Annotated in this window: 18 protein-coding genes; 17 read left to right on the top strand and 1 reads right to left on the bottom strand. The window is 38.0% G+C overall.

Features of this window, described 5'->3' with window-relative positions:
- Positions 1-2: 2 nt before the first annotated feature.
- From metC to fni, 10 genes are all read left to right on the top strand, one after another.
- Positions 3-1,166: a cystathionine beta-lyase gene (gene metC / locus ACNSTQ_RS11460; protein WP_418199948.1), complete on the top strand. Its 1,164-nt coding sequence runs from the start codon at positions 3-5 to the stop codon at positions 1,164-1,166.
- 96 nt (positions 1,167-1,262) lie between these two features.
- Positions 1,263-3,119, top strand: a complete 1,857-nt coding sequence (locus ACNSTQ_RS11455; protein ID WP_418199947.1) for a bifunctional homocysteine S-methyltransferase/methylenetetrahydrofolate reductase — start codon at positions 1,263-1,265, stop codon at positions 3,117-3,119.
- Between the two features lie 48 nt (positions 3,120-3,167).
- Positions 3,168-6,614, top strand: a complete 3,447-nt coding sequence (gene metH, locus ACNSTQ_RS11450) for a methionine synthase (protein ID WP_418199946.1) — start codon at positions 3,168-3,170, stop codon at positions 6,612-6,614.
- A gap of 176 nt (positions 6,615-6,790) precedes the next feature.
- Positions 6,791-7,969 carry a cell wall hydrolase gene (locus tag ACNSTQ_RS11445; protein ID WP_418199945.1) on the top strand — a complete coding sequence of 393 codons (1,179 nt, stop codon included), beginning with the start codon at positions 6,791-6,793 and terminating at the stop codon, positions 7,967-7,969.
- Between the two features lie 16 nt (positions 7,970-7,985).
- Positions 7,986-9,341, top strand: coding sequence for a germination protein YpeB (gene ypeB / locus ACNSTQ_RS11440; RefSeq protein ID WP_418199944.1), 1,356 nt, complete (start codon positions 7,986-7,988; stop codon positions 9,339-9,341).
- 94 nt (positions 9,342-9,435) lie between these two features.
- Positions 9,436-10,104, top strand: a complete 669-nt coding sequence (locus ACNSTQ_RS11435) for a flagellar brake protein (RefSeq protein ID WP_418199943.1) — start codon at positions 9,436-9,438, stop codon at positions 10,102-10,104.
- Between the two features lie 152 nt (positions 10,105-10,256).
- A complete protein-coding gene (gene cmk / locus ACNSTQ_RS11430) occupies positions 10,257-10,928 on the top strand; it encodes a (d)CMP kinase (RefSeq protein WP_418199942.1) in 672 nt (223 codons plus the stop codon).
- Between the two features lie 5 nt (positions 10,929-10,933).
- On the top strand, positions 10,934-11,515 hold the full coding sequence (locus ACNSTQ_RS11425; protein ID WP_418199941.1) for a lysophospholipid acyltransferase family protein: 582 nt from the start codon (positions 10,934-10,936) through the stop codon (positions 11,513-11,515).
- A gap of 99 nt (positions 11,516-11,614) precedes the next feature.
- On the top strand, positions 11,615-12,763 hold the full coding sequence (rpsA, locus tag ACNSTQ_RS11420; RefSeq protein WP_418199940.1) for a 30S ribosomal protein S1: 1,149 nt from the start codon (positions 11,615-11,617) through the stop codon (positions 12,761-12,763).
- A gap of 9 nt (positions 12,764-12,772) precedes the next feature.
- Positions 12,773-13,825, top strand: coding sequence for a type 2 isopentenyl-diphosphate Delta-isomerase (gene fni / locus ACNSTQ_RS11415; RefSeq protein ID WP_418199939.1), 1,053 nt, complete (start codon positions 12,773-12,775; stop codon positions 13,823-13,825).
- 179 nt (positions 13,826-14,004) lie between these two features.
- Here fni and ACNSTQ_RS11410 read toward each other — a convergent pair whose 3' ends face one another.
- Entirely contained in the window at positions 14,005-14,136 is a 132-nt protein-coding gene (locus ACNSTQ_RS11410) for a YpzI family protein (RefSeq protein ID WP_418199938.1), read from the bottom strand.
- A gap of 72 nt (positions 14,137-14,208) precedes the next feature.
- Between ACNSTQ_RS11410 and ACNSTQ_RS11405 the strand changes: the two genes are divergently transcribed.
- The 7 genes from ACNSTQ_RS11405 to ACNSTQ_RS11375 all read left to right on the top strand — a co-directional run bounded on the left by ACNSTQ_RS11405 (position 14,209) and on the right by ACNSTQ_RS11375 (position 19,977).
- Positions 14,209-14,895: a hypothetical protein gene (locus ACNSTQ_RS11405; RefSeq protein WP_418199937.1), complete on the top strand. Its 687-nt coding sequence runs from the start codon at positions 14,209-14,211 to the stop codon at positions 14,893-14,895.
- A gap of 161 nt (positions 14,896-15,056) precedes the next feature.
- Entirely contained in the window at positions 15,057-16,370 is a 1,314-nt protein-coding gene (gene der / locus ACNSTQ_RS11400; protein ID WP_418199936.1) for a ribosome biogenesis GTPase Der, read from the top strand.
- A gap of 150 nt (positions 16,371-16,520) precedes the next feature.
- Entirely contained in the window at positions 16,521-17,129 is a 609-nt protein-coding gene (plsY, locus tag ACNSTQ_RS11395) for a glycerol-3-phosphate 1-O-acyltransferase PlsY (protein ID WP_418199935.1), read from the top strand.
- A gap of 218 nt (positions 17,130-17,347) precedes the next feature.
- Positions 17,348-18,391 carry an NAD(P)H-dependent glycerol-3-phosphate dehydrogenase gene (locus ACNSTQ_RS11390; protein WP_418199934.1) on the top strand — a complete coding sequence of 348 codons (1,044 nt, stop codon included), beginning with the start codon at positions 17,348-17,350 and terminating at the stop codon, positions 18,389-18,391.
- Between the two features lie 145 nt (positions 18,392-18,536).
- A complete protein-coding gene (locus tag ACNSTQ_RS11385) occupies positions 18,537-18,791 on the top strand; it encodes a stage VI sporulation protein F (RefSeq protein ID WP_418199933.1) in 255 nt (84 codons plus the stop codon).
- A gap of 211 nt (positions 18,792-19,002) precedes the next feature.
- Positions 19,003-19,212: a DUF2768 domain-containing protein gene (locus ACNSTQ_RS11380; protein ID WP_418199997.1), complete on the top strand. Its 210-nt coding sequence runs from the start codon at positions 19,003-19,005 to the stop codon at positions 19,210-19,212.
- A gap of 21 nt (positions 19,213-19,233) precedes the next feature.
- Complete coding sequence (locus ACNSTQ_RS11375) at positions 19,234-19,977, top strand: hypothetical protein (protein WP_418199932.1); 744 nt, start codon at positions 19,234-19,236, stop codon at positions 19,975-19,977.
- Positions 19,978-20,162 lie beyond the last annotated feature (185 nt).

Below are 20,162 nucleotides of genomic sequence, written 5' to 3'. Positions count from 1 at the left end.
AAATGAGTGAACAATTTTCTTTTCAAACACGCTTGCTTCATAACAATCAAAAAGTCGATAAGGAGACAGGAGCTGTAAGTGTACCAATTCAACATGCTTCCACTTTTCATCAATTTGATTTTGATCAATTTGGAACGTTTGACTATGGTCGTTCAGGAAACCCCACTCGTGCGGCGTTAGAAGAAACGATTGCCGAATTAGAAGGTGGAGTTCAAGGCTTTGCTTTTGCATCTGGAATGGCAGCTATATCAACAGCGTTTATGTTGTTATCAAAAGGAGATCATGTTGTTGTTACAACAGATGTGTACGGTGGAACATTTCGATTTGTTACGCAAGTATTAAGCCGATTAGGAATTGAATATACGTTTGTCGATATGACAAATCTGGATGAGATTGAGGCAAGTATACAAGAAAATACGAAAGTCATTTATGTTGAAACCCCTTCTAATCCAACGATGAAGATTACTAACTTAAAAGAAGTTGTAGCATTGGCGGAAAGATACGAGTGTTTAACGTTTGTAGACAATACATTTATGACGCCTGCACTACAACGTCCAATTGAACTTGGGGTAGATGTTGTCTTACATAGTGCGACGAAATTTATTGGAGGTCATAGTGATGTTATTGCTGGATTAGCCGTTGTAAAAGATGAAGAATTAGGCAAACAACTAGCTTTTTTGCAAAATTCTTTTGGTTCAGTATTAGGTGTTCAAGATTGTTGGCTCGTATTACGCGGTTTAAAAACGTTACATGTTCGTATGGAGCATTCATCGAAAGCAGCTCATCAATTAGCTTTATGGCTGAAAGAACAATCAGCAGTTGAACGCGTTTATTACCCAGGGTTAGAAGGGCACTCAGGGTACGATATACAAAAAGAACAGGCCGATGGATTTGGGGCCGTTCTCTCTTTTGAATTAAAAGATAAAGATGCGGTTAGACAGTTTGTAAATAACGTAAAAGTTCCTGTGTTTGCCGTTAGTCTAGGAGCAGTTGAATCGATCTTGTCTTATCCAGCAACGATGTCACATGCGGCAATGCCCAGTGAAGAACGACAGCAAAGGGGAATTACGGATGGTTTGTTAAGGTTATCAGTCGGGTTAGAAAGTGTTGAGGACATTAAGAATGACTTCAGCAATGCTTTTGAAAGCTTGGCGGTCACGAAATAACTAAAAGGCTCTTCACGCAGGTTGTGAAGCGAAAATGTTCCAAAAGCAACAAAGTATACGAAAATAGCCAATTAAAAAGAAGAGGACGGCGATAGTATGGCTTTTCTTGATGCGCTTAAAGAACAAATATTAATCGGGGATGGGGCAATAGGAACTTTACTTTACTCTAAGGGAATTACAGAAACTTGCTTTGAGAATTTAAACAGAACGGCTGAAGAAAAAATATACGAAGTTCATCAAGAGTATCTGCAAGCAGGAGCAAATGTTATTCAAACGAATACGTATGCTGCTAACTCCATTAAACTTGCAAACTATGGACTTGAACATAAGGTAACAGAACTAAACCGTAAAGGAGTGGAAATTGCCAAAAGAGCTGTTCGTGATCATAACGCGTATGTGCTAGGAACAGTGGGTGGCATCACTGGACTACAAACTAAAATTGTAACGGATGAAGAAATACAGAGGAGTTTTGAAGAACAACTGGAAAACATTTTGCAAGCAGATCCTGATGGGTTGCTATTTGAGACCTTTTATAGCTTAGAGGAATTGAAAAATGTCATTGCACTAGCTAGAAAAATGACAGACAAACCAATCGTCGCGCAAGTCGCACTCGGTGATATAGGAGTCTTATACGGTGGTACGCCTGTTAATGAAGCGCTAAATACACTCATTGAGACGGGAGCTAATGTCGTTGGTCTCAATTGTCGCATGGGGCCTTATCATATGATTCGTTCATTAGAAGATGTATCGTTATATAAAAACGCCTACTTGTCTTGTTATCCAAATGCCAGTTTGCCAGATTATGAAGATGGAAGGTTTTATTATCAATCGAATCCCAATTATTTTGGGGAAAATGCTTTACGATTTCGTGAGCAAGGGGTTCGGCTACTTGGAGGGTGTTGCGGGACGACGCCGGAACATATACGGGCAATGGCAGATGCACTAAAAGGATATAAACCAATAACGGAAAAAGACATCAAGAAAAAGCAACTCGTCATTCAAGTAACAAAAAATACAAAAGAGACAGACAAATCCATTGATGAAATCGCCAAAGAACGAACAGCGGTCATCGTAGAGCTCGACCCCCCGAAGCAATTACATGTCAACAAGTTTCTTGATGGTGCTAAAGCTCTTCATGAAGCAGGGGTAGATGCTGTTACATTAGCTGATAATTCATTAGCTTCACCTCGAGTTGATAATATGGCATTAGGTGCGATGATGCAGTCACAAGTGGGAGCAAGACCATTAGTTCATTTAACTTGTCGAGACCGCAACTTAATAGGGCTACAGTCTCATCTGATGGGACTTCATACGTTAGGGATGAATCAAGTATTAGCAGTGACAGGTGATCCGACAAAAGTTGGAGATTTTCCCGGGGCGTCCTCCGTCTATGATTTGACGTCTTTTGATTTAATTTCTTTAATTAAGCAGTTAAATGAAGGCATTTCGTTTTCTGGAAAATCTTTGGGGCAACAGGCTAATTTTACAGTAGGAGCAGCATTTAATCCGAATGTACGTTCATTGGAAAAAGCAGTGGTTCGTATGGAGAAAAAAATTGCGGCGGGTGCTGATTATTTCATGACTCAACCCGTTTATTGTGAACAGCAAATTATCGATGTGTATGAAGCGACAAAGCATATAAACAAACCGATTTACCTTGGTATCATGCCACTGACAAGTTCGAGGAACGCGGAGTTTCTCCATAATGAAGTCCCTGGAATTAAGCTCACAGATGAGATCCGAAGGAGAATGGCAGCTTGTGGTGAAGACAAAGAAAGAGCTGAAATAGAAGGTATCAATATTGCCAAATCACTGATCGACACAGCGATTCAATATTTTAACGGTATTTATTTGATTACTCCTTTCCTACGTTATGAAATGACAGTAGTCTTGACTCAATATATCTATGAGCAAGTAGGATACAACCCATCATCACTACAAAACCAAGTATAATGAACAGCTATTTATAGAGAAACCGAGACGCTAGAAAGGAACGATATTATGGGGAAGAGCCCGTTTGAACAACAATTAGAGAAAAAAATCCTTGTACTCGATGGTGCAATGGGTACAATGCTTCAAGATGCTAATTTAACAGCTGAGGACTTTGGTGGAGAGGAGTATGAGGGGTGTAATGAGTACCTAAATATAACAGCTCCTCATGTGATAGAACATATTCACCGTGCGTATTTTGAGGCTGGTGCTGATCTTGTTGAAACGAACACATTTGGTGCAACAGACATTGTATTAGAAGATTATGATTTACAGCATTTAGCTGAAGAATTAAATATAAAGGCAGCTCAAATCGCTAAGAAAGTAGCTGATGAGTTTTCTACTCCAGAACATCCTCGCTTTGTTGCCGGCGCGATGGGACCGACAACAAAGTCGTTATCGGTTACTGGTGGTGTTACCTTTGATCAACTAATTGAAGCATATGAACAGCAAGTAATTGGTCTTATCAAGGGTGGGGTTGATGTTCTATTACTTGAAACAAGTCAAGATACTAGAAATGTTAAAGCTGCGTATCTAGGCATAGAACGTGCCTTTAATGAATTAAATGTTAAGTTACCTATCTTAATATCAGGAACAATTGAGCCGATGGGAACGACCTTAGCTGGACAAAACATTGAGGCATTCTATTTATCAATTGAGCATATGACACCTACAGTCGTTGGTCTAAACTGCGCGACAGGGCCGGAGTTTATGCAAGATCACATTCGTTCATTATCTGATTTAGCTACTTCATATGTAAGTTGTTATCCGAATGCTGGTTTACCTGATGAGGATGGTAAATACCATGAAACACCTCAATCTCTTACGAAAAAATTGACAGCATTTGCGGAAAAAGGTTGGTTAAATTTAGTTGGCGGTTGTTGTGGTACGACACCTGCTCATATTAAAGCAATGGCAGAAGCGATGAAAGCATATAAACCAAGAAAAGTGAATATAGGTCACCCTCACGCTGTTTCAGGAATCGAGCCACTCGTTTATGACGATAGTATGAGACCGTTATTTGTCGGTGAAAGAACAAATGTTATTGGTTCACGTAAATTCAAAACATTAATTGCTGATGGTCTATATGAAGAAGCTTCTGAAATTGCTCGAGCACAAGTAAAAAAAGGCGCTCATATTATTGATATTTGTTTGGCTGACCCAGACCGAGATGAGAAAGAAGATATGGAGAAGTTTTTAGAATATGTAGTTAATAAAGTGAAAGTACCTTTGATGATCGATTCGACAGACGAAGAAGTAATTGAACTCGCACTTACGTATTCGCAAGGGAAAGCAATTATTAACTCTATTAATTTAGAGGACGGTGAAGAGCGGTTTGAAAAAGTGCTGCCGCTTATTCATCGATACGGTGCTGCAGTAGTTGTTGGAACGATTGATGAGGAAGGAATGGCGGTAACGGCTGAACGAAAACTTGAAGTAGCAAAGAGATCGTATGAATTATTAGTAAATAAATATGGTTTGAAGCCAAATGATATAATATTTGATCCACTCGTCTTTCCAGTCGGCACAGGTGATGAACAATATATTGGTTCGGCAAAAGAAACAGTAGAAGGAATTCGACTCATTAAAGAAGCGTATCCTGAATGTTTAACGATACTAGGGGTTAGTAATGTATCTTTTGGGTTACCCCCTGTAGGAAGAGAAGTTTTAAATGCTGTATATTTATATCACTGTACACAAGCGGGTCTTGACTATGCCATTGTAAATACAGAAAAACTAGAGCGGTATGCTTCCATTTCAGAACAAGAAAAACAACTTTCTGACGAACTGTTATATGAAACCAATGATGAGACCCTAGCTGAATTTACTGCTTTTTATCGCGGAAAAAAAGTCGAAAAGAAAGTTCAAACTTCAAACTTACCGCTTGAAGAGCGTTTAGCAAGTTATATTGTGGAAGGAACGAAAGAAGGGTTAATTGAAGATTTAACGAAAGCATTAGAAAAGTACCCTGACCCCTTAGAAATAATTAATGGCCCGCTAATGAACGGTATGGATGAGGTAGGTCGATTATTTAATAACAACGAGTTAATTGTTGCTGAGGTGCTGCAAAGTGCTGAAGTAATGAAGGCCTCAGTGGCTTTCCTTGAGCAATATATGGAGAAGAAGTCAGATGATAATGGGAAAGGCAAAATTCTTCTCGCAACTGTAAAAGGAGACGTTCATGATATCGGTAAAAACTTAGTCGAGATTATTCTCGGTAATAATGGCTTTAAAATTGTAAACCTCGGAATTAAAGTAACATCCAATGAGTTAATAGAGGCGATTAAAAAAGAAAAACCGCATGCAGTTGGTTTATCAGGTTTACTAGTAAAGTCAGCTCAACAAATGGTTCTGACTGCTCAAGACTTAAAACAACAAAATATTTCTATTCCTATTCTTGTTGGGGGAGCAGCTTTAACGAGAAAGTTTACTGATAATCGAATTTCACCAGAGTATGATGGTGTTGTATTATATGCCAAAGATGCAATGAACGGTCTGGACCTGGCGAATAAACTTGTAAAAGAAGAAGAACGAACAAAGTTTGAAGAGGAAAAACGTGTGAAATTGTTACAAAGTAATAATGAAGAAGCCAAAGTTAGTGGTGAAATAAAGAGGATAATTCCTCGTTCAAAAGTGTCTCAAGAAGTACCAATTAAAAGGCCGAGTGATTTACAACCGCATATATTAAGAGATTATAAAATTTCGCACCTTGAACCATATATTAATTTGCAAATGTTGCTCGGAAAACATTTAGGGTTACAAGGAAAGGTAAGTCGTTTACTGGCTGAAGGAGATGAAAAAGCTCATTTACTGAAAGATAAGGTAGACAGTTTATTATTTGAAGCTAGAACAAATGGGCTGTTACAAGCAACAGGGATGTATCAATTTTTCCCTGCGCAAAGTGATGGTAATGATGTGATTATTTATGATCCGGAAGATATGAAAACGGAAATTGAAAGATTTTCATTTCCACGTCAAAATCATGAACCGTTTTTATGTTTAGCTGACTATATACGTTCTGTAGACAGTGGCGAAATGGATTATGTTGGATTTTTAGCTGTAACAGGTGGTATTGGTGTTCGTGAAAAAGCGGTGAAGGCCAAAGATGAAGGGGATTATTTGTTTAGTCATTTAATTCAAGCGACCGCACTGGAGCTAGCTGAAGGGTTTGCAGAAAGAACGCATCAGTTGATGAGAGATAAATGGGGTTTTCCAGACCCAGTTGAAATGACGATGGAAGATCGCTTTTCTGCTAAATATCAAGGAGTTCGGGTATCGTTTGGCTATCCAGCTTGTCCAAACCTAGAAGATCAAGCAAAATTATTTAAGCTCTTACAACCTGAAAAGATCGGAATTAAGCTGACTGAAGAATTCATGATGGAACCAGAAGCTTCAGTGACAGCAATGGTATTTGCTCATCCTGAAGGTCGCTATTTTAATGTGCTTTCTTCAATGTAAGAGTCAAAAAGGAATGCCGGTTAACGGCATTCCTTTTTTTATGTGAGAAAAAGATAATGTTGTCAAATATTACGTGAATTTGTATAAAAAGTGGTCAAGTACAAACAATAACCATACGAAATGGTTAAATATCCATGATTAAGAAAAAGCAACATAATTAAGGAGGTAAGAACATCATGAAGACAATGGCGAACAAGTTAAAATACCCCCTTGTTTCAATAATTTGCTTAACTATCATGTTCGGGGGTGTTTTACAGCCGACAGCTCAGGCATTTACAGACCAAGTAATCCAGCGTGGAGCAACTGGCGACGATGTGGTTGAGTTACAAGCAAGACTTCAATACATTGGTTTTTATAATAAGAAAATCGATGGAGTCTATGGATGGAGTACGTATTGGGCTGTTCGTAATTATCAAAATGAATTTGGTCTCAATGTCGATGGTCTAGTAGGGCCACAAATGAAAGAGAGATTAGAACGAACGACGAATTTCAATAAGGAATTTGTTCATAAAGCATTAAATGAGGGGCGTTCTTTTACTCACTATGGAACAACCCCTCTAGACATTCAAAAAGGGCCTAAAGGAAGTCGAGGACAAAAAGCTCAAAAAGGAGCACCTAAAGGAGCACCTCAGGAAGAGCCACAGGCGCGCCAACAAGCTCAACCAGCACCGAGAGAGGAGCGTCCAGCAGACCCTGCGCCAGCGCCAGATACACCTGCACCAGAAACACCAGCAGCGCCAGCGCCAGATGCACCAGAAACACCAGCAGACCCAGCGCCAGCGCCAGATGCACCGGAAACACCAGCAGACCCTGCGCCAGCGCCAGATGCACCGGAAACACCAGCAGACCCTGCGCCAACACCAGATGCACCAGAAGCGCCTGCAGAACCTGAAGCTGAAACACCAGCACAAGAGGAGCCAGTGCCTGCTGAAGAAACACCAGATGCACCAGCTGGAGATGAACCAAATATTGAGCAAGCGATGAATGTCCCGGCAGGCTTTAGTGATAATGATATTCAACTCATGGCTCAATGTGTTTATGCTGAAGCACGTGGAGAACCTTATGTAGGAATGGTAGCGGTAGCAGCAGTTATACTTAATCGTGTAAATAGTGAAGATTTCCCAAATACAATTTCTGAAGTTATATATGAACCGCGTGCATTTGAACCAGTTGCAAACGGTGAGATTTATAATAACCCAAGTGAAGAAGCGAGAAGAGCAGTAATGGATGCAATCAATGGTCAAGATCCAACAGGTCATGCGTTGTACTTCTTTAACCCGGCTACAGCGAGATCTCCATGGGTATGGTCAAGACCACAAATTAAAACAATTGGAAAACATGTATTTGCTAAATAGGTTGGAGGTGACATAAATGATTCGTTCGATAATTATTGGAGTATTAGCATTAGGATTAATTGGAACTTCGTATTGGGGCTATACTGAACATGAACAAAATGCACTGTTAGCAAACAATGTAGAAGCTGGTTATCAAAGGGCTTTCCATACTCTTGTATATCATGTGGACCAACTAGAAGATGATTTAGGAGCAGTATTAGCGATGAACACGAAGCGCCATATTTCACCCAAGCTTACAGATATTTGGAGAGTTACTTCACACGCTCAAAGTGAAATTGGACAACTTCCTCTTGGAATGATGGAAATACATGAAGCAGAAAAATTTCTTCACGACTTAGGAGACTTTAGTTATAAAACTGCTGTCCGTGATCTAGAAACGGACCCATTAACAGACGAGGAATACGATACACTTGAGCACCTGTATCATTTGTCGACAGATGTTAGAAATGAATTGCGGAAAGCGCAAGCATCATTATTAAGCAACAATATGTTGTGGATGGATATTGAAGAAGAGTTTCAAGCATTAGATGAACCATTAGATAATACGGTTTTAAATGGATTTGAAACGGCGAATGAGAAGGTCAAAGGTTATAGTGAGACTGAATGGGGAGCTGGGTTCTCCCAAATGGATGCATTTAATGATGAAGATTTAGCTGAGAGATTGAATGGTGAGAAAATCAATGAAGAAGAAGCAAGACAAAAAGCATTAGAATTTATTGGGATCGACGAAAATGTAGAGGTCCATGTAGCTGAAACAGGTGATGGTTTAGCATATAAGGCATATAGCCTAACAATCGACGATCCGAATCATGAGACTAACTATTTTATGGATATTACTGAAAGTGGCGGACATGTTCTTTGGTTCCTTCAATATCGCGAAATTACTGAGCGGAATATTAGCTTGAATGAAGCGGCTGAAAATGCAAAAGAATTCTTAGAGAGAAATGGTATTGAAGGAATGCAACTTGTTGATAGTAAACAATATGATTCGATTGGTGCTTTTGAATTTGCTTATTTACAAGATAATGTTCGTGTATATGCTGACCATATCGTCATTGAAGTCGCATTAGATGATGGTGATGTTATAGCCTATGAAGCGGAGGACTACTTATTAAACCACAAGGATGATCGCGATCTCGAAGAACCTGCAATAACAAAAGAAGAAGCTCGAGACCATTTAAATGGAAAGCTTGAAGTGATGGAAGATCACCTTGCTATTATTGTGAATGACCTTGGTGAAGAAGTACTTTGTTATGAATTTTACGGTGTAATTGATAATGATACGTACCGTATATTCATTAATGCTGAAGATGGTGAAGAAGAGTTAGTAGAAAAATTAGATAATGCAGAACCGGTTTATAATCTTTCATAAATTTTAGAAGAAGAAGCAATTATTGCTTCTTCTTTTTCTAAATTCATGAGATAATAAAAGAAGAAAAACGTACATATTGGGGAGGGTTTTTCCTATGATAGAGATAGGAACAACGATCCATCTTGAGCCTAAAAATGACCTAGAAGGATTAGAAGATCAACAAAATTTATTCAAATGTCGGTTAGTCGACAAAGGGGAAAATATATTAATTGTTGACCACCCTATGAATGAGTCAACTGGAAAGTTAGGCTTTTTTTATGAAGGCTTTCAATTTAATGCCTGGTATGTAGGTAAAGACCAGGCTATATATAGTTTTGAAACCGCGTTACAGGGACGGAAAAGAGGAAACATCCCTATGTTTGTCCTTTCAGATCCTGGTGTTGCATCATACATTCGAACGCAAAGAAGAAACTATGTTCGAATTAACACTTCTATTGATGTTGCGGTTCATCCAAAGAACGTTTCTTTTGATCCGTTTACTGCGGTAACGATGGATATTAGTGGTGGAGGAGCAGCCGTTACACTGCCACCGGGAAAAACATTGCCTTCGAGTGGCTTAGTTCAATGTTGGTTTGTTCTTCATATGCAATCAGGAGAAATTAATTATGTTCCTACTGTTTGTGAAATCGTTAGAATTTTTAAAACAACTCCCGAATCAAATGATCGTGTATCACTGCAATTTGTTGAGGTTAAAGATCAAGATCGACAAAAGGTTATACGCTTTTGTTTTGAAAAACAATTAGCTATGAAGCGAACGCAATAAATTTATTGGAAAGTTAAGAATATTTGTTTATTAGTTACAATCGTTAGACCTTTGTTAGCTTAATGTGGTATGATATGATAGTGTTATTAGATTATTTTACCTTTATTGGAACAGTATTGAACAACTAAGATAGATCGTAGTAGAGGTGTATTATGAATCGAAAATCAAACATAGCAATAGATGGACCAGCAGGCGCTGGAAAAAGCACCGTAGCAAAAATGGTAGCTGAACAGTTATCCTATTTATATATTGATACCGGAGCAATGTACCGGGCATTAACCTATTGTGCCTTAAAACGTTCAATTGACCCTAAAGAGGGTAGGCAACTAAAGGAATTACTTGATAAAACTTTAATTATACTAAAGCCTACTTCATTAGGTACATTAGTTTACGTGAATGAGGAAGAAGTAACCGAAGAAATTCGATCAAGTGAAGTTACAAATACTGTGTCAATCGTAGCCAGTCATGAAGAAGTTCGCCTCGAAATGGTCAAGCAACAGCAAAAGATGGCCGAGAGTGGTGGGACCGTTATGGATGGAAGAGACATAGGCACTCATGTTCTTCCTCAAGCTGAAGTCAAAGTTTTTTTAACTGCTTCAGTAGAAGAACGTGCGAAGAGAAGACATGAAGAAAATCTTCAAAAAGGTTTTCCTTCAGATTTTGAAAAGTTAAAAGAAGAGATTGCCAGGCGTGATGATTTAGACTCAAATCGTGAGTTTGCCCCATTACAACAAGCTTCTGATGCAGTTGTAATTGACTCCACACATATGTCCATACCTGAAGTGGTTGAAAATATATTACATTTAGTTGAGGAGAGGTTCTAAATTTCATGAATTTATATGTATTTGGACGAGGTTTGTGCAGGTCGTTTTTCTCCACAACTTATCGTGTTGAAACAATAGGATTAGAGCATATACCTAAAGAAGGACCTGTATTACTCTGTAGTAATCATATCCATAATTTTGACCCACCGTTTTTAGGTTCATATGTACCAAGAAAAGTTCACTATATGGCGAAAGCAGAGTTATTTAAGGTTCCCTTATTAGGCCGTTTAATCTCGGCTGTTGGTGCCTTTCCTGTAAAAAGGGGCTCTGGTGATAAGCAAGCATTAAAACTAGGGTTGAAAATCCTCAAAGAAGGAGAAGCTCTTGGTCTCTTTCCAGAAGGTACGAGAAGTAAAGATGGCAATTTAGGAAAAGGGTTAGCAGGTGCTGGTTTTTTTGCGTTGCGTACTGATGCGGTGGTCATACCTTGTGCTATTATTGGTAGCTATAAACCTTTTAGTAAGTTGAGGGTTATATACGGTGAACCTTTAGAGATGGAAAGTTTGCGCGTTGCTAAAGCATCCTCAGGTGAAGTAACTGACTATATTATGAATGCAATTGCTGAATTATTACATAAGCACAAGTAACAATCATTTTTTAGTGGTACAGCTCTTTCACATCGTGAAAGGTGTAATAAAAAATTGTAATATTCGTCCCGATGCTGGACATTGAAGGAGGCAATGGTCATGGTGGAAGAAATGAACAGTGAAATGACAATTAAAGCTTTTAACGTAGGTGACACTGTAACTGGTAAAGTTACAAAAGTAGAGGATAAACAAGCTTTTGTTGATGTTGGTTTCAAAGTAGATGGCATTATTCCAATTAGTGAATTGTCAAGTCTTCACGTCGAAAAAGTAAGTGACGTATTAAATGTTGGAGATGATGTTGAACTAAAGGTTAGTAAAGTACAGGATGATGAACTTGTACTTTCAAAACGAGCAGTACAAGCAGAAAAAGCATGGACTGAGTTACAGGAAAAGTTTGCTAATCAAGAAACGATTGAAGCTCAAGTAGCTGATGTTGTTAAAGGTGGACTTGTTGTTGACTTAGGAGTTAGAGGATTTATTCCTGCGTCACTTGTTGAAAGACATTTCGTAGAGGATTTCTCAAATTATAAAGGACGTACACTACGCCTTAAAGTGGTTGAAATGGAGCCTGAAAACAACAAGCTTATCCTGTCTCAACGTGCTGTCCTAGATGAAGAAGTGACAAATAAAAAAATATCTGTTCTTAGCTCTTTAAATGAAGGCGATGTTGTGGAAGGAACAGTTCAACGTTTAACAGACTTTGGTGCATTTGTTGATCTAGGTGGTGTGGATGGACTTGTACATATCTCACAACTAGCTCACCATCGTGTTGAAAAACCTTCAGACGTTGTCAAAGAAGGGGACCAGGTGAAAGTTAAAGTGTTATCAGTAGATGCTGAAAAAGAGAGAGTTTCTCTTTCGCTAAAAGATACATTGCCTGGTCCTTGGGAAACAGTTGCAGGTGAAATTAGGACTGGTGATGTTGTACAAGGAACAGTAAAGCGGCTAGTTTCGTTTGGCGCTTTCGTTGAAGTGGCTCCAGGTGTAGAAGGACTTGTTCATATCTCACAAATCGCTAATCGTCATATCGGCACACCTCAAGAAGTTCTTACAGAAGGCGATAAAGTTGAAGCAAAAGTACTCGATATTAACGTTGGCGAAAAACGTATTTCTTTAAGTATTCGTGCACTACAAGAAGAGGATACAGTTGAAGAAGTTCCAGAACAATATACGAAAAATGAAGACGAACACTCAGGGTTTTCTTTAGGCGATATGATTGGAGATCAACTAAAAAAGTATAAATCGTAGGTGATAACATTGACACTTCGTTCTGTAAGAAAAAATGAACATATTGCCCATGCAATTGAAATCGGGCAAGAAAAAAAGCATGGATTTAATGATGTGCAGTTTGTTCACCAAAGCTTGCCTAATATGAATAGTGAACGTGTTGATATATCTACTACTATCGGCGAACTTGTTATGAGTTCGCCGATTTTTATCAATGCGATGACAGGTGGCGGTGGTGAGCGTACGAAAAATGTAAACCAACGCTTAGCTGAAGTAGCTAAACATACAAACATTGGTATAGCGGTGGGTTCTCAGATGGCTGCGATTAAAAACGTTGAAGAACGTGCATCTTATAGCATTGTAAGAAAAGTATATCCTAAGGGTGTTATCATCGGTAATCTAGGCAGTGAAGCAACGGTTGAACAAGCCAAAGTAGCTGTTGATATGCTTGAGGCTAATGCTTTGCAAATTCACCTTAACGTCGTTCAAGAACTCGTTATGCCTGAAGGTGATAGAGACTTTTCAGGTGCTATTGATCGAATAGAAAAGATAGTTAATGCGTTACCTGTTCCTGTCATTGTTAAAGAGGTGGGATATGGGATGAGTAAAGAGACAGCGAAAAAATTAGCAGATGCGGGTGTAACTATTGTTGATGTTGGGGGTTTTGGTGGAACTAATTTCTCTAAAATTGAAAACATGAGGCGTGAAAAAGTTTTACAATTTTTTAATGACTGGGGTATACAAACTACATCCTCTATCGTAGAGGTTGTAAAGAGTCAACCTTTCATGGATGTTATAGCTTCAGGTGGAATCCAGAACGCCCTTGATATCATTAAGTCACTTTCTCTAGGGGCAACGGCAACTGGGTTAGCAGGCTATTTTCTAAAAATATTGTTAGATGACGGCGAAGAAACATTAGTTAAAGAAATTGAAAGTATGCATTCTGAAATTAAAATGCTTATGACAGCTCTAGGTGCCAAAAATGTAGATGAATTAAAAAAGGTCCCGCTTGTTATAAGTGGACCAACCTATCATTGGCTTAAACAAAGAGGTTTCTCTACTGAAGAGTTTAGTCGTAGGTAATTAAAAAAGGCTGTTTTTCGTATACTTTGTTGCTTTTAGACCTTTTTTTCCTTCACGCTTTGCGTGCAGAGCCAAGTATCGGCTCGATTTACGGCCCAAAAGCAAGAGTGAACAATCTTTGAGAAAAGAGGCTGATATAGGGCCTCTTTTCTTTACATGCCTCATGGCTTTTTGTTCATTTATCGCTGGCGTTTACGTGCTTCTTCTGGACCTTCAAGTTTAGTTGCACCACTATATTTTAAATCTTGATCTCTGTCTAGTTCAACTTTATCTGACTTCCTTAATTTTCTCTCTTGGCGATCTTTGCCCATATTCATTTCCCTCCTTACTCGTGTCTAAGAATCCTGAGTAGTGTCTCACAACCTTATAACTTTTATGCATAAATGATTAGTATTTTTAGAATTGTACATAATGTTAAGGATATGTTAAGGATAGGTGGTGATGAGCGCATGGAGGGCATTTGGTTTATTTGGTTTATGTGGATAAGCTGGATTATATGTACCTTTTATTTAAACAAATCAAAAAAACGAACATGGATATCCTTTTGGATACTTGTAATCATATTTTTATTTAATAAGTCTTTTTCAATAGGTATGTACGAAATTTCTTATGCTTATTTACTCATTTCGTTTCTTTGTTACTGGTTAATTTCAAGCTATAACATAATAATGATGATGTACATGTTATTTATATCAATGATACTAACTTTTTTATTTGCAGGACTTCACCTCGTTGAACTTTATGATCCTGTTATGTTTTTACTTGTCGATAAAATGTGGGTTATCTCAGCTCTTATTGCTATTATTACAATTGTTTTAGTAAAAGATTTACGTGGGAGGTTTGTAATTTCAGTATCCGGCTTGATACAAGGCGAGTTATTGTTTAAAAACTTTCTCTCAAGTATTTATGGAGTACAAATACTTGGAACGGCCACTTTTTTTGATATGATCGCGATAACTTCTGTTGTAATTATCAGCTGGCATACTTTTGAGCAGTTCTGTGAGTATATGGGTCAATATGTAAGAAAACTACCTGCATCAAGAGGGAAAGATATCCGTGTTTTTCGTTAATACTATTTAGAGGATGTACGATAATTAGGCTGTTTAAAAATAATCTAATTGTCGAATAGCACCTATATTTGTTAGAATAGATTAGTTGTGTTACCAAAATCGTCCGCACGACAAATACAGTATTTGTAAAGTGTAGATATAGAAAGAAAGGTAGTGAAAGTATGCCCAAACCAGTAGTTGCAATCGTTGGTCGTCCAAATGTAGGAAAGTCAACGATTTTTAATCGAATTGTTGGGGAGAGAGTTGCAATTGTTGAAGATATGCCAGGTGTAACTCGTGATCGTATTTATAGTTCTGGAGAATGGCTGCATCGGGATTTTAATTTAATTGACACAGGTGGTATTGAACTTAGTGATGAGCCATTATTAGTCCAAATGCGTGAGCAAGCTGAGCTTGCCATTAAAGAAGCCGATGTTATTATCTTTATTGTTAATGGTAGAGAAGGAATTACAGGTGCAGATGAAGAAGTAGTGAAAATGTTGTTTAAGTCGAAAAAGCCTGTCGTTCTTGGAGTAAATAAAATAGATAATCCAGAACAACGAGAAAAAATTTATGAGTTTTATTCTTTAGGGCTTGGAGAACCTATTCCTATCTCGGGATCGCATGGTCTCGGTTTAGGTGATTTATTAGATGAAGTAATCAAGCACTTTCCTGACGAAGAAGAAGATCCGTATGATGAGGACACGATTAGAATTTCATTAATCGGGCGCCCAAATGTAGGGAAATCTTCTTTAGTGAATGCATTACTCGGTGAGGATCGAGTCATTGTTAGTAATATACCTGGAACGACAAGAGATGCGATTGATACACCTTTCGAACGTGATGGACAAGATTATGTTCTAATAGATACAGCTGGTATGCGAAAGCGTGGAAAAGTGTATGAAACAACAGAAAAATATAGTGTTCTTAGGTCTTTAAAAGCTATTGAACGTTCAGATGTCGTTTTAGTTGTTTTAAATGCAGAGGAAGGCATTATCGAGCAAGATAAGAAGATTGCAGGATACGCTCATGAAGCAGGACGAGCTGTAATTATCGTTGTCAACAAGTGGGATGCAATTGCCAAAGACGATAAGACGATGCAGAATTTTGAGCAAAAAATCCGCGATCATTTCTTATTTTTAAGTTATGCACCTATCTTATTTACCTCAGCAAAACTAAAGCAAAGATTACAACATATTTTACCTACGGTTCAAAAAGTTTCTGAAAACCATAATCTACGTGTGTCTACTAGTGTCTTAAATGACATGGTGATGGATGCTGTTGCAATGAACCCAACGCCTACAGACAAAGGTAAGCGTCTAAAAATTAATTATGCTACACAGGTCGCTGTTGGACCACCGACCTTTGTTTTCTTTGTGAACGAACCTGAACTTATGCACTTTTCGTATCAGCGCTTTCTTGAAAATCGTTTGAGACAAACATTTGAGTTCGAAGGAACACCAATTAAAATCTTTGCTCGTAAAAAAAGTGAGTAAGTTAAACTAAAGGCTATCGATTAAAACAACTTAGGCAACTATAGGGGAATGGTTGCTGAAGCCGTTTGGTTAAATTAGACGAAATGGCGCCCAATTTAATGTTAAAGATGAAGCTGGGCACTCACTTTAAAGTTAGTAGGGGAGAGTTCAATGGAAATTATAATTGCATTTGTTATTTCTTACTTAATTGGTTCAATTAGTTTCAGCTATATCATAACGAAACAAATTAAAAAGGTTGATATTAGGCAACATGGGAGTGGTAATGCAGGAGCAACGAATACACTACGAGTACTTGGGGTCGGACCAGCAGTTACTGTCTTGTTATTAGATATGGCTAAAGGCATCCTTGCCGTATTAGTAACATTATGGATACTTGGTCCAGGATGGGCACCCGCTCTTGCGGGATTAGCTGCTATCCTTGGGCATAACTGGCCAATTTATTATGGGTTTCGGGGTGGAAAAGGAGTAGCTACAACAATCGGTGTAATGGCTTCTATCGTTCTTATTCCTGCTTTAATAGGTGGAGTAGTTGCTATAATTACTATTGCTTTAACCCGATTTGTTTCATTAGGGTCACTGCTTTTTATGGTAGCAACTACAATTGCTACGATCTTACTTGCTAACGTTTATCAATATCCAATGGCTTATTTTTACTTAAGTTTGCTTGTCACCATTTTATCTTTTTGGAGACACCGTCAAAATGTCGTCCGCCTTATACAAGGAAAAGAAAATAAACTTGGTAAGAAAGCGACAACTTAACAATCGAATAACCATTATCGTTCAGGGGAGAATATCATTTCTCCCTTTCATTCATTTTATTTGGAATAAGTGGCTGTAAGTCTAAGTAACCAAGAAAACATAGAGTCTTTAGATAATAAAACCGAGAAGTTAATTAAGGGAGGTGTAATTCTGGTGATGAAACATTGCAGCTGTAACTAAAGGTTTTGTTGCTCTTTGTTAATTACCGGAATTTTCATATGTCAAAAATAGCTGTCTTAGGTGCGGGGAGTTGGGGAACCGCTTTAGCCATGGTGTTAGCAGATAATCATCATGATGTACAAATGTGGGCAAGAAGACAAGATCAAGTTAAGGAAATTAAAGAAAAGCATACAAATGTGAAGTATTTACCTGATGTAGATTTACCTCACAATATCACAGCGTATACAAACATTGAAGCGACATTAATGGAGAGTGAAGCTATTTTACTCGTTGTCCCAACGAAGTCTATGCGAACGGTTGTGCAAGCGATCAAACCTTATCTAAAAGATGGTGTCACAATTATTCATGCAAGTAAAGGAATTGAACCTTCTTCATCAAAACGAGTTTCAGAAATGATTGCCGAAGAGCTTCCGGCTGGTTTTTCTAATTCAATTGTAGTCTTATCAGGACCAAGTCATGCTGAAGAGGTAAGTAAGCGTCAGCCAACAACTGTAACCGTCTCGTCATTAGATATGAATGCAGCTGAACAAGTTCAGGATCTATTTATGAACCAAAGTTTCCGCGTGTATACAAATGCAGATTTAATTGGGGTGGAACTAGGGGGAGCACTAAAAAATATAATCGCTTTATGTGCAGGGTTAACGGATGGATTAGGGTTCGGTGATAATGCTAAAGCCGCTCTGATGACCCGAGGCTTAGCAGAAATGACAAGGTTAGGTATAAAACTAGGTGCAAACCCATTAACATTTTCCGGATTGTCAGGTTTAGGGGATCTCATAGTAACTTGTACTAGTGTACATAGTCGAAATTGGCGAGCTGGCAATATGTTAGGAAAAGGAAAGTCAATTGATGAAGTACTTGATCAAATGGGAATGGTAGTTGAAGGAATTCGTACAACAGAAGCTGCTTTTCTACTGGCCCAAAAGGTTGATGTTGATATGCCTATTACGAGTGCGTTATACGACGTCCTTTTTAATAAAAAGAAACCAGATGACGCTGTAGAAGAATTAATGGGACGAGTAAAAAAACATGAGGGAGAAGACTTTTCAGGTTTACTTCCAAATTCAAATAATGAGCATTAGGCGATAAAAATGATGGGCATTAAGTCGATTAGTACGAGCTAAAGCCTAAGTCGGTCCACCTTCTATTATTTACGAGTATTCATGCACATGCGAAATTGATGTCGCATACGATATGATGACAATACTCATGAGGGAGGACTATACATTGTCTAATAACTTTTTTGATAACATTGAAAAGAAAACAAATGTTAAGCAAGAAGATATTTTTAAATTGGCGCAGTCAGTTAGTAATGCAAACTTAAAAGATGAGCAAACAGTTCGTCAATTAGTAGCGCAAGTTGCTAAACTGGCAAACAAACCGGTTTCCAAAGAGAAAGAAGATCAAATTGTAAATGCGATCATTAATAATAACATGCCAATGGATTTTGGATCTTTATCGAAAATGTTTGGTAAGAAATAGGTGGAGGAAATAGGCTCCTGTATAAGACAAGAAAGCACCTATAGCATATAATGTAACGAACGGCTATCATGAAGGCTGTAACACAAGGGTGAAGGTTTTAGTCAGGTTGGAGATAGGTGCCCCTATTCTCCAACTTTTTTCTTTTGGACAAGTATTCAATTTATTGAAATGTTTTGCTATGATATAATAGATTTTGTTATTAAGGAGGTTGATGATATTGTCACAAGCTATGATTAATATGTATGTATCATTTTTTGCAATGATTTTAATGTTTATTTCTGTTGCTACAGCAGTATTTAGTAAATTAAAACTTAGAGGGGTTTTTAGAGGAATCGTTCTTACATTTTCTTTTATTTGTCTCGTTGTTTCTGGACTTATCGTATTCTTAATTGTAATTGGAGGACCAACCGCTACACTATAAAAAGAAATAGGATTGATTTACATGAAGAATTTTTTTGGCATGGTATTAATGACGATAGGGGTACTGGTATTAACGGGATGCCTTTATCCAAGTGAACAGCGGGTAGAAAACCAAGTGCCGTACCCTGACCAACTGTTGTCTGTTCAACAGGCTGTCAACCAATTTAAAGAAGATACAGGAGTTTTACCAATAAAGAACAGAGATATGGATACACCACTCTACCAAAAATACCCTGTAGACTTTAGACAATTAGTACCTCGTTACTTGCAAAATCCACCGGGCAACTCATTTGAAAGCGGTGGACTTTATCAGTACGTATTAGTAAATGTAGAAGAAGAAGAGGTTGGGGTAAAGCTTCTGGATCTTTCTGTAATGCGTGAGATACAAAAGCTGCAAGGTCAGTTAAATCAATATATGCGCAAGAATGATTTGGCCCCAATTGATGAAATGCTAGATACTGGGTTGTTTTCTCTACAGTTTGAAAAATTGAATTACAAAGAACCACCAACTGTAAGAACACCTTATTTTGGAAATTACTTACCATTACTTATTGATAATAGCGGTCAAATATTAATTGATTACCGTATGGATATTAATATGGCATTACAAGAGTTTGAACATTCCTATACTCATGGTGATGACGTCAGAGAAATTCTTGTTGAAAATTCTCCATTTGTACCGGCGTTTTCCATTCCTTATACGATTGACGAACAAGGTGACCCTGTTTACTTTATGGATTTAGTATATGGAAGAGTTTCGAACTAAAATTATATCAGTGCTAGGTGCTCTTAATAATAGAGATGCCTAGCACTTTTTTATGTTTTTTATGAGTTAAAGGGTTATAAAGTTGTTACATGGTCATATACATACAAGAGGAAGGAGCATTTGTGTTGGTTTACTTAAAATGCGTACTTCATAACGATGATAAATAATGAAGTTTGTCTGTGCCG

The sequence above is a fragment of the Alkalihalobacterium sp. APHAB7 genome, assembly GCF_048323755.1.
GTDB lineage: Bacteria > Bacillota > Bacilli > Bacillales > Bacillaceae_F > Alkalihalobacterium.
The sequence above is the reverse complement of the archived record's forward strand: the minus strand, read 5'-3'. Positions and strand labels throughout refer to the sequence as shown.

Excerpts from the sequence above, each read along its gene's own strand:
- ypeB (WP_418199944.1), top strand. The coding sequence starts at position 7,986 with ATGATTCGTTCGATAATTATTGGAGTATTAGCATTAGGATTAATTGGA.
- ACNSTQ_RS11445 (WP_418199945.1), top strand. The coding sequence starts at position 6,791 with ATGAAGACAATGGCGAACAAGTTAAAATACCCCCTTGTTTCAATAATT.
- rpsA (WP_418199940.1), top strand. The coding sequence starts at position 11,615 with ATGGTGGAAGAAATGAACAGTGAAATGACAATTAAAGCTTTTAACGTA.
- der (WP_418199936.1), top strand. The coding sequence starts at position 15,057 with ATGCCCAAACCAGTAGTTGCAATCGTTGGTCGTCCAAATGTAGGAAAG.
- ACNSTQ_RS11455 (WP_418199947.1), top strand. The coding sequence starts at position 1,263 with ATGGCTTTTCTTGATGCGCTTAAAGAACAAATATTAATCGGGGATGGG.
- ACNSTQ_RS11405 (WP_418199937.1), top strand. The coding sequence starts at position 14,209 with ATGATTAGTATTTTTAGAATTGTACATAATGTTAAGGATATGTTAAGG.
- ACNSTQ_RS11390 (WP_418199934.1), top strand. The coding sequence starts at position 17,348 with ATGTCAAAAATAGCTGTCTTAGGTGCGGGGAGTTGGGGAACCGCTTTA.
- ACNSTQ_RS11375 (WP_418199932.1), top strand. The coding sequence starts at position 19,234 with ATGAAGAATTTTTTTGGCATGGTATTAATGACGATAGGGGTACTGGTA.
- ACNSTQ_RS11435 (WP_418199943.1), top strand. The coding sequence starts at position 9,436 with ATGATAGAGATAGGAACAACGATCCATCTTGAGCCTAAAAATGACCTA.
- metC (WP_418199948.1), top strand. The coding sequence starts at position 3 with ATGAGTGAACAATTTTCTTTTCAAACACGCTTGCTTCATAACAATCAA.
- ACNSTQ_RS11425 (WP_418199941.1), top strand. The coding sequence starts at position 10,934 with ATGAATTTATATGTATTTGGACGAGGTTTGTGCAGGTCGTTTTTCTCC.
- metH (WP_418199946.1), top strand. The coding sequence starts at position 3,168 with ATGGGGAAGAGCCCGTTTGAACAACAATTAGAGAAAAAAATCCTTGTA.
- ACNSTQ_RS11380 (WP_418199997.1), top strand. The coding sequence starts at position 19,003 with ATGATATTGTCACAAGCTATGATTAATATGTATGTATCATTTTTTGCA.
- plsY (WP_418199935.1), top strand. The coding sequence starts at position 16,521 with ATGGAAATTATAATTGCATTTGTTATTTCTTACTTAATTGGTTCAATT.
- ACNSTQ_RS11410 (WP_418199938.1), bottom strand. The coding sequence starts at position 14,136 with ATGGGCAAAGATCGCCAAGAGAGAAAATTAAGGAAGTCAGATAAAGTT.
- cmk (WP_418199942.1), top strand. The coding sequence starts at position 10,257 with ATGAATCGAAAATCAAACATAGCAATAGATGGACCAGCAGGCGCTGGA.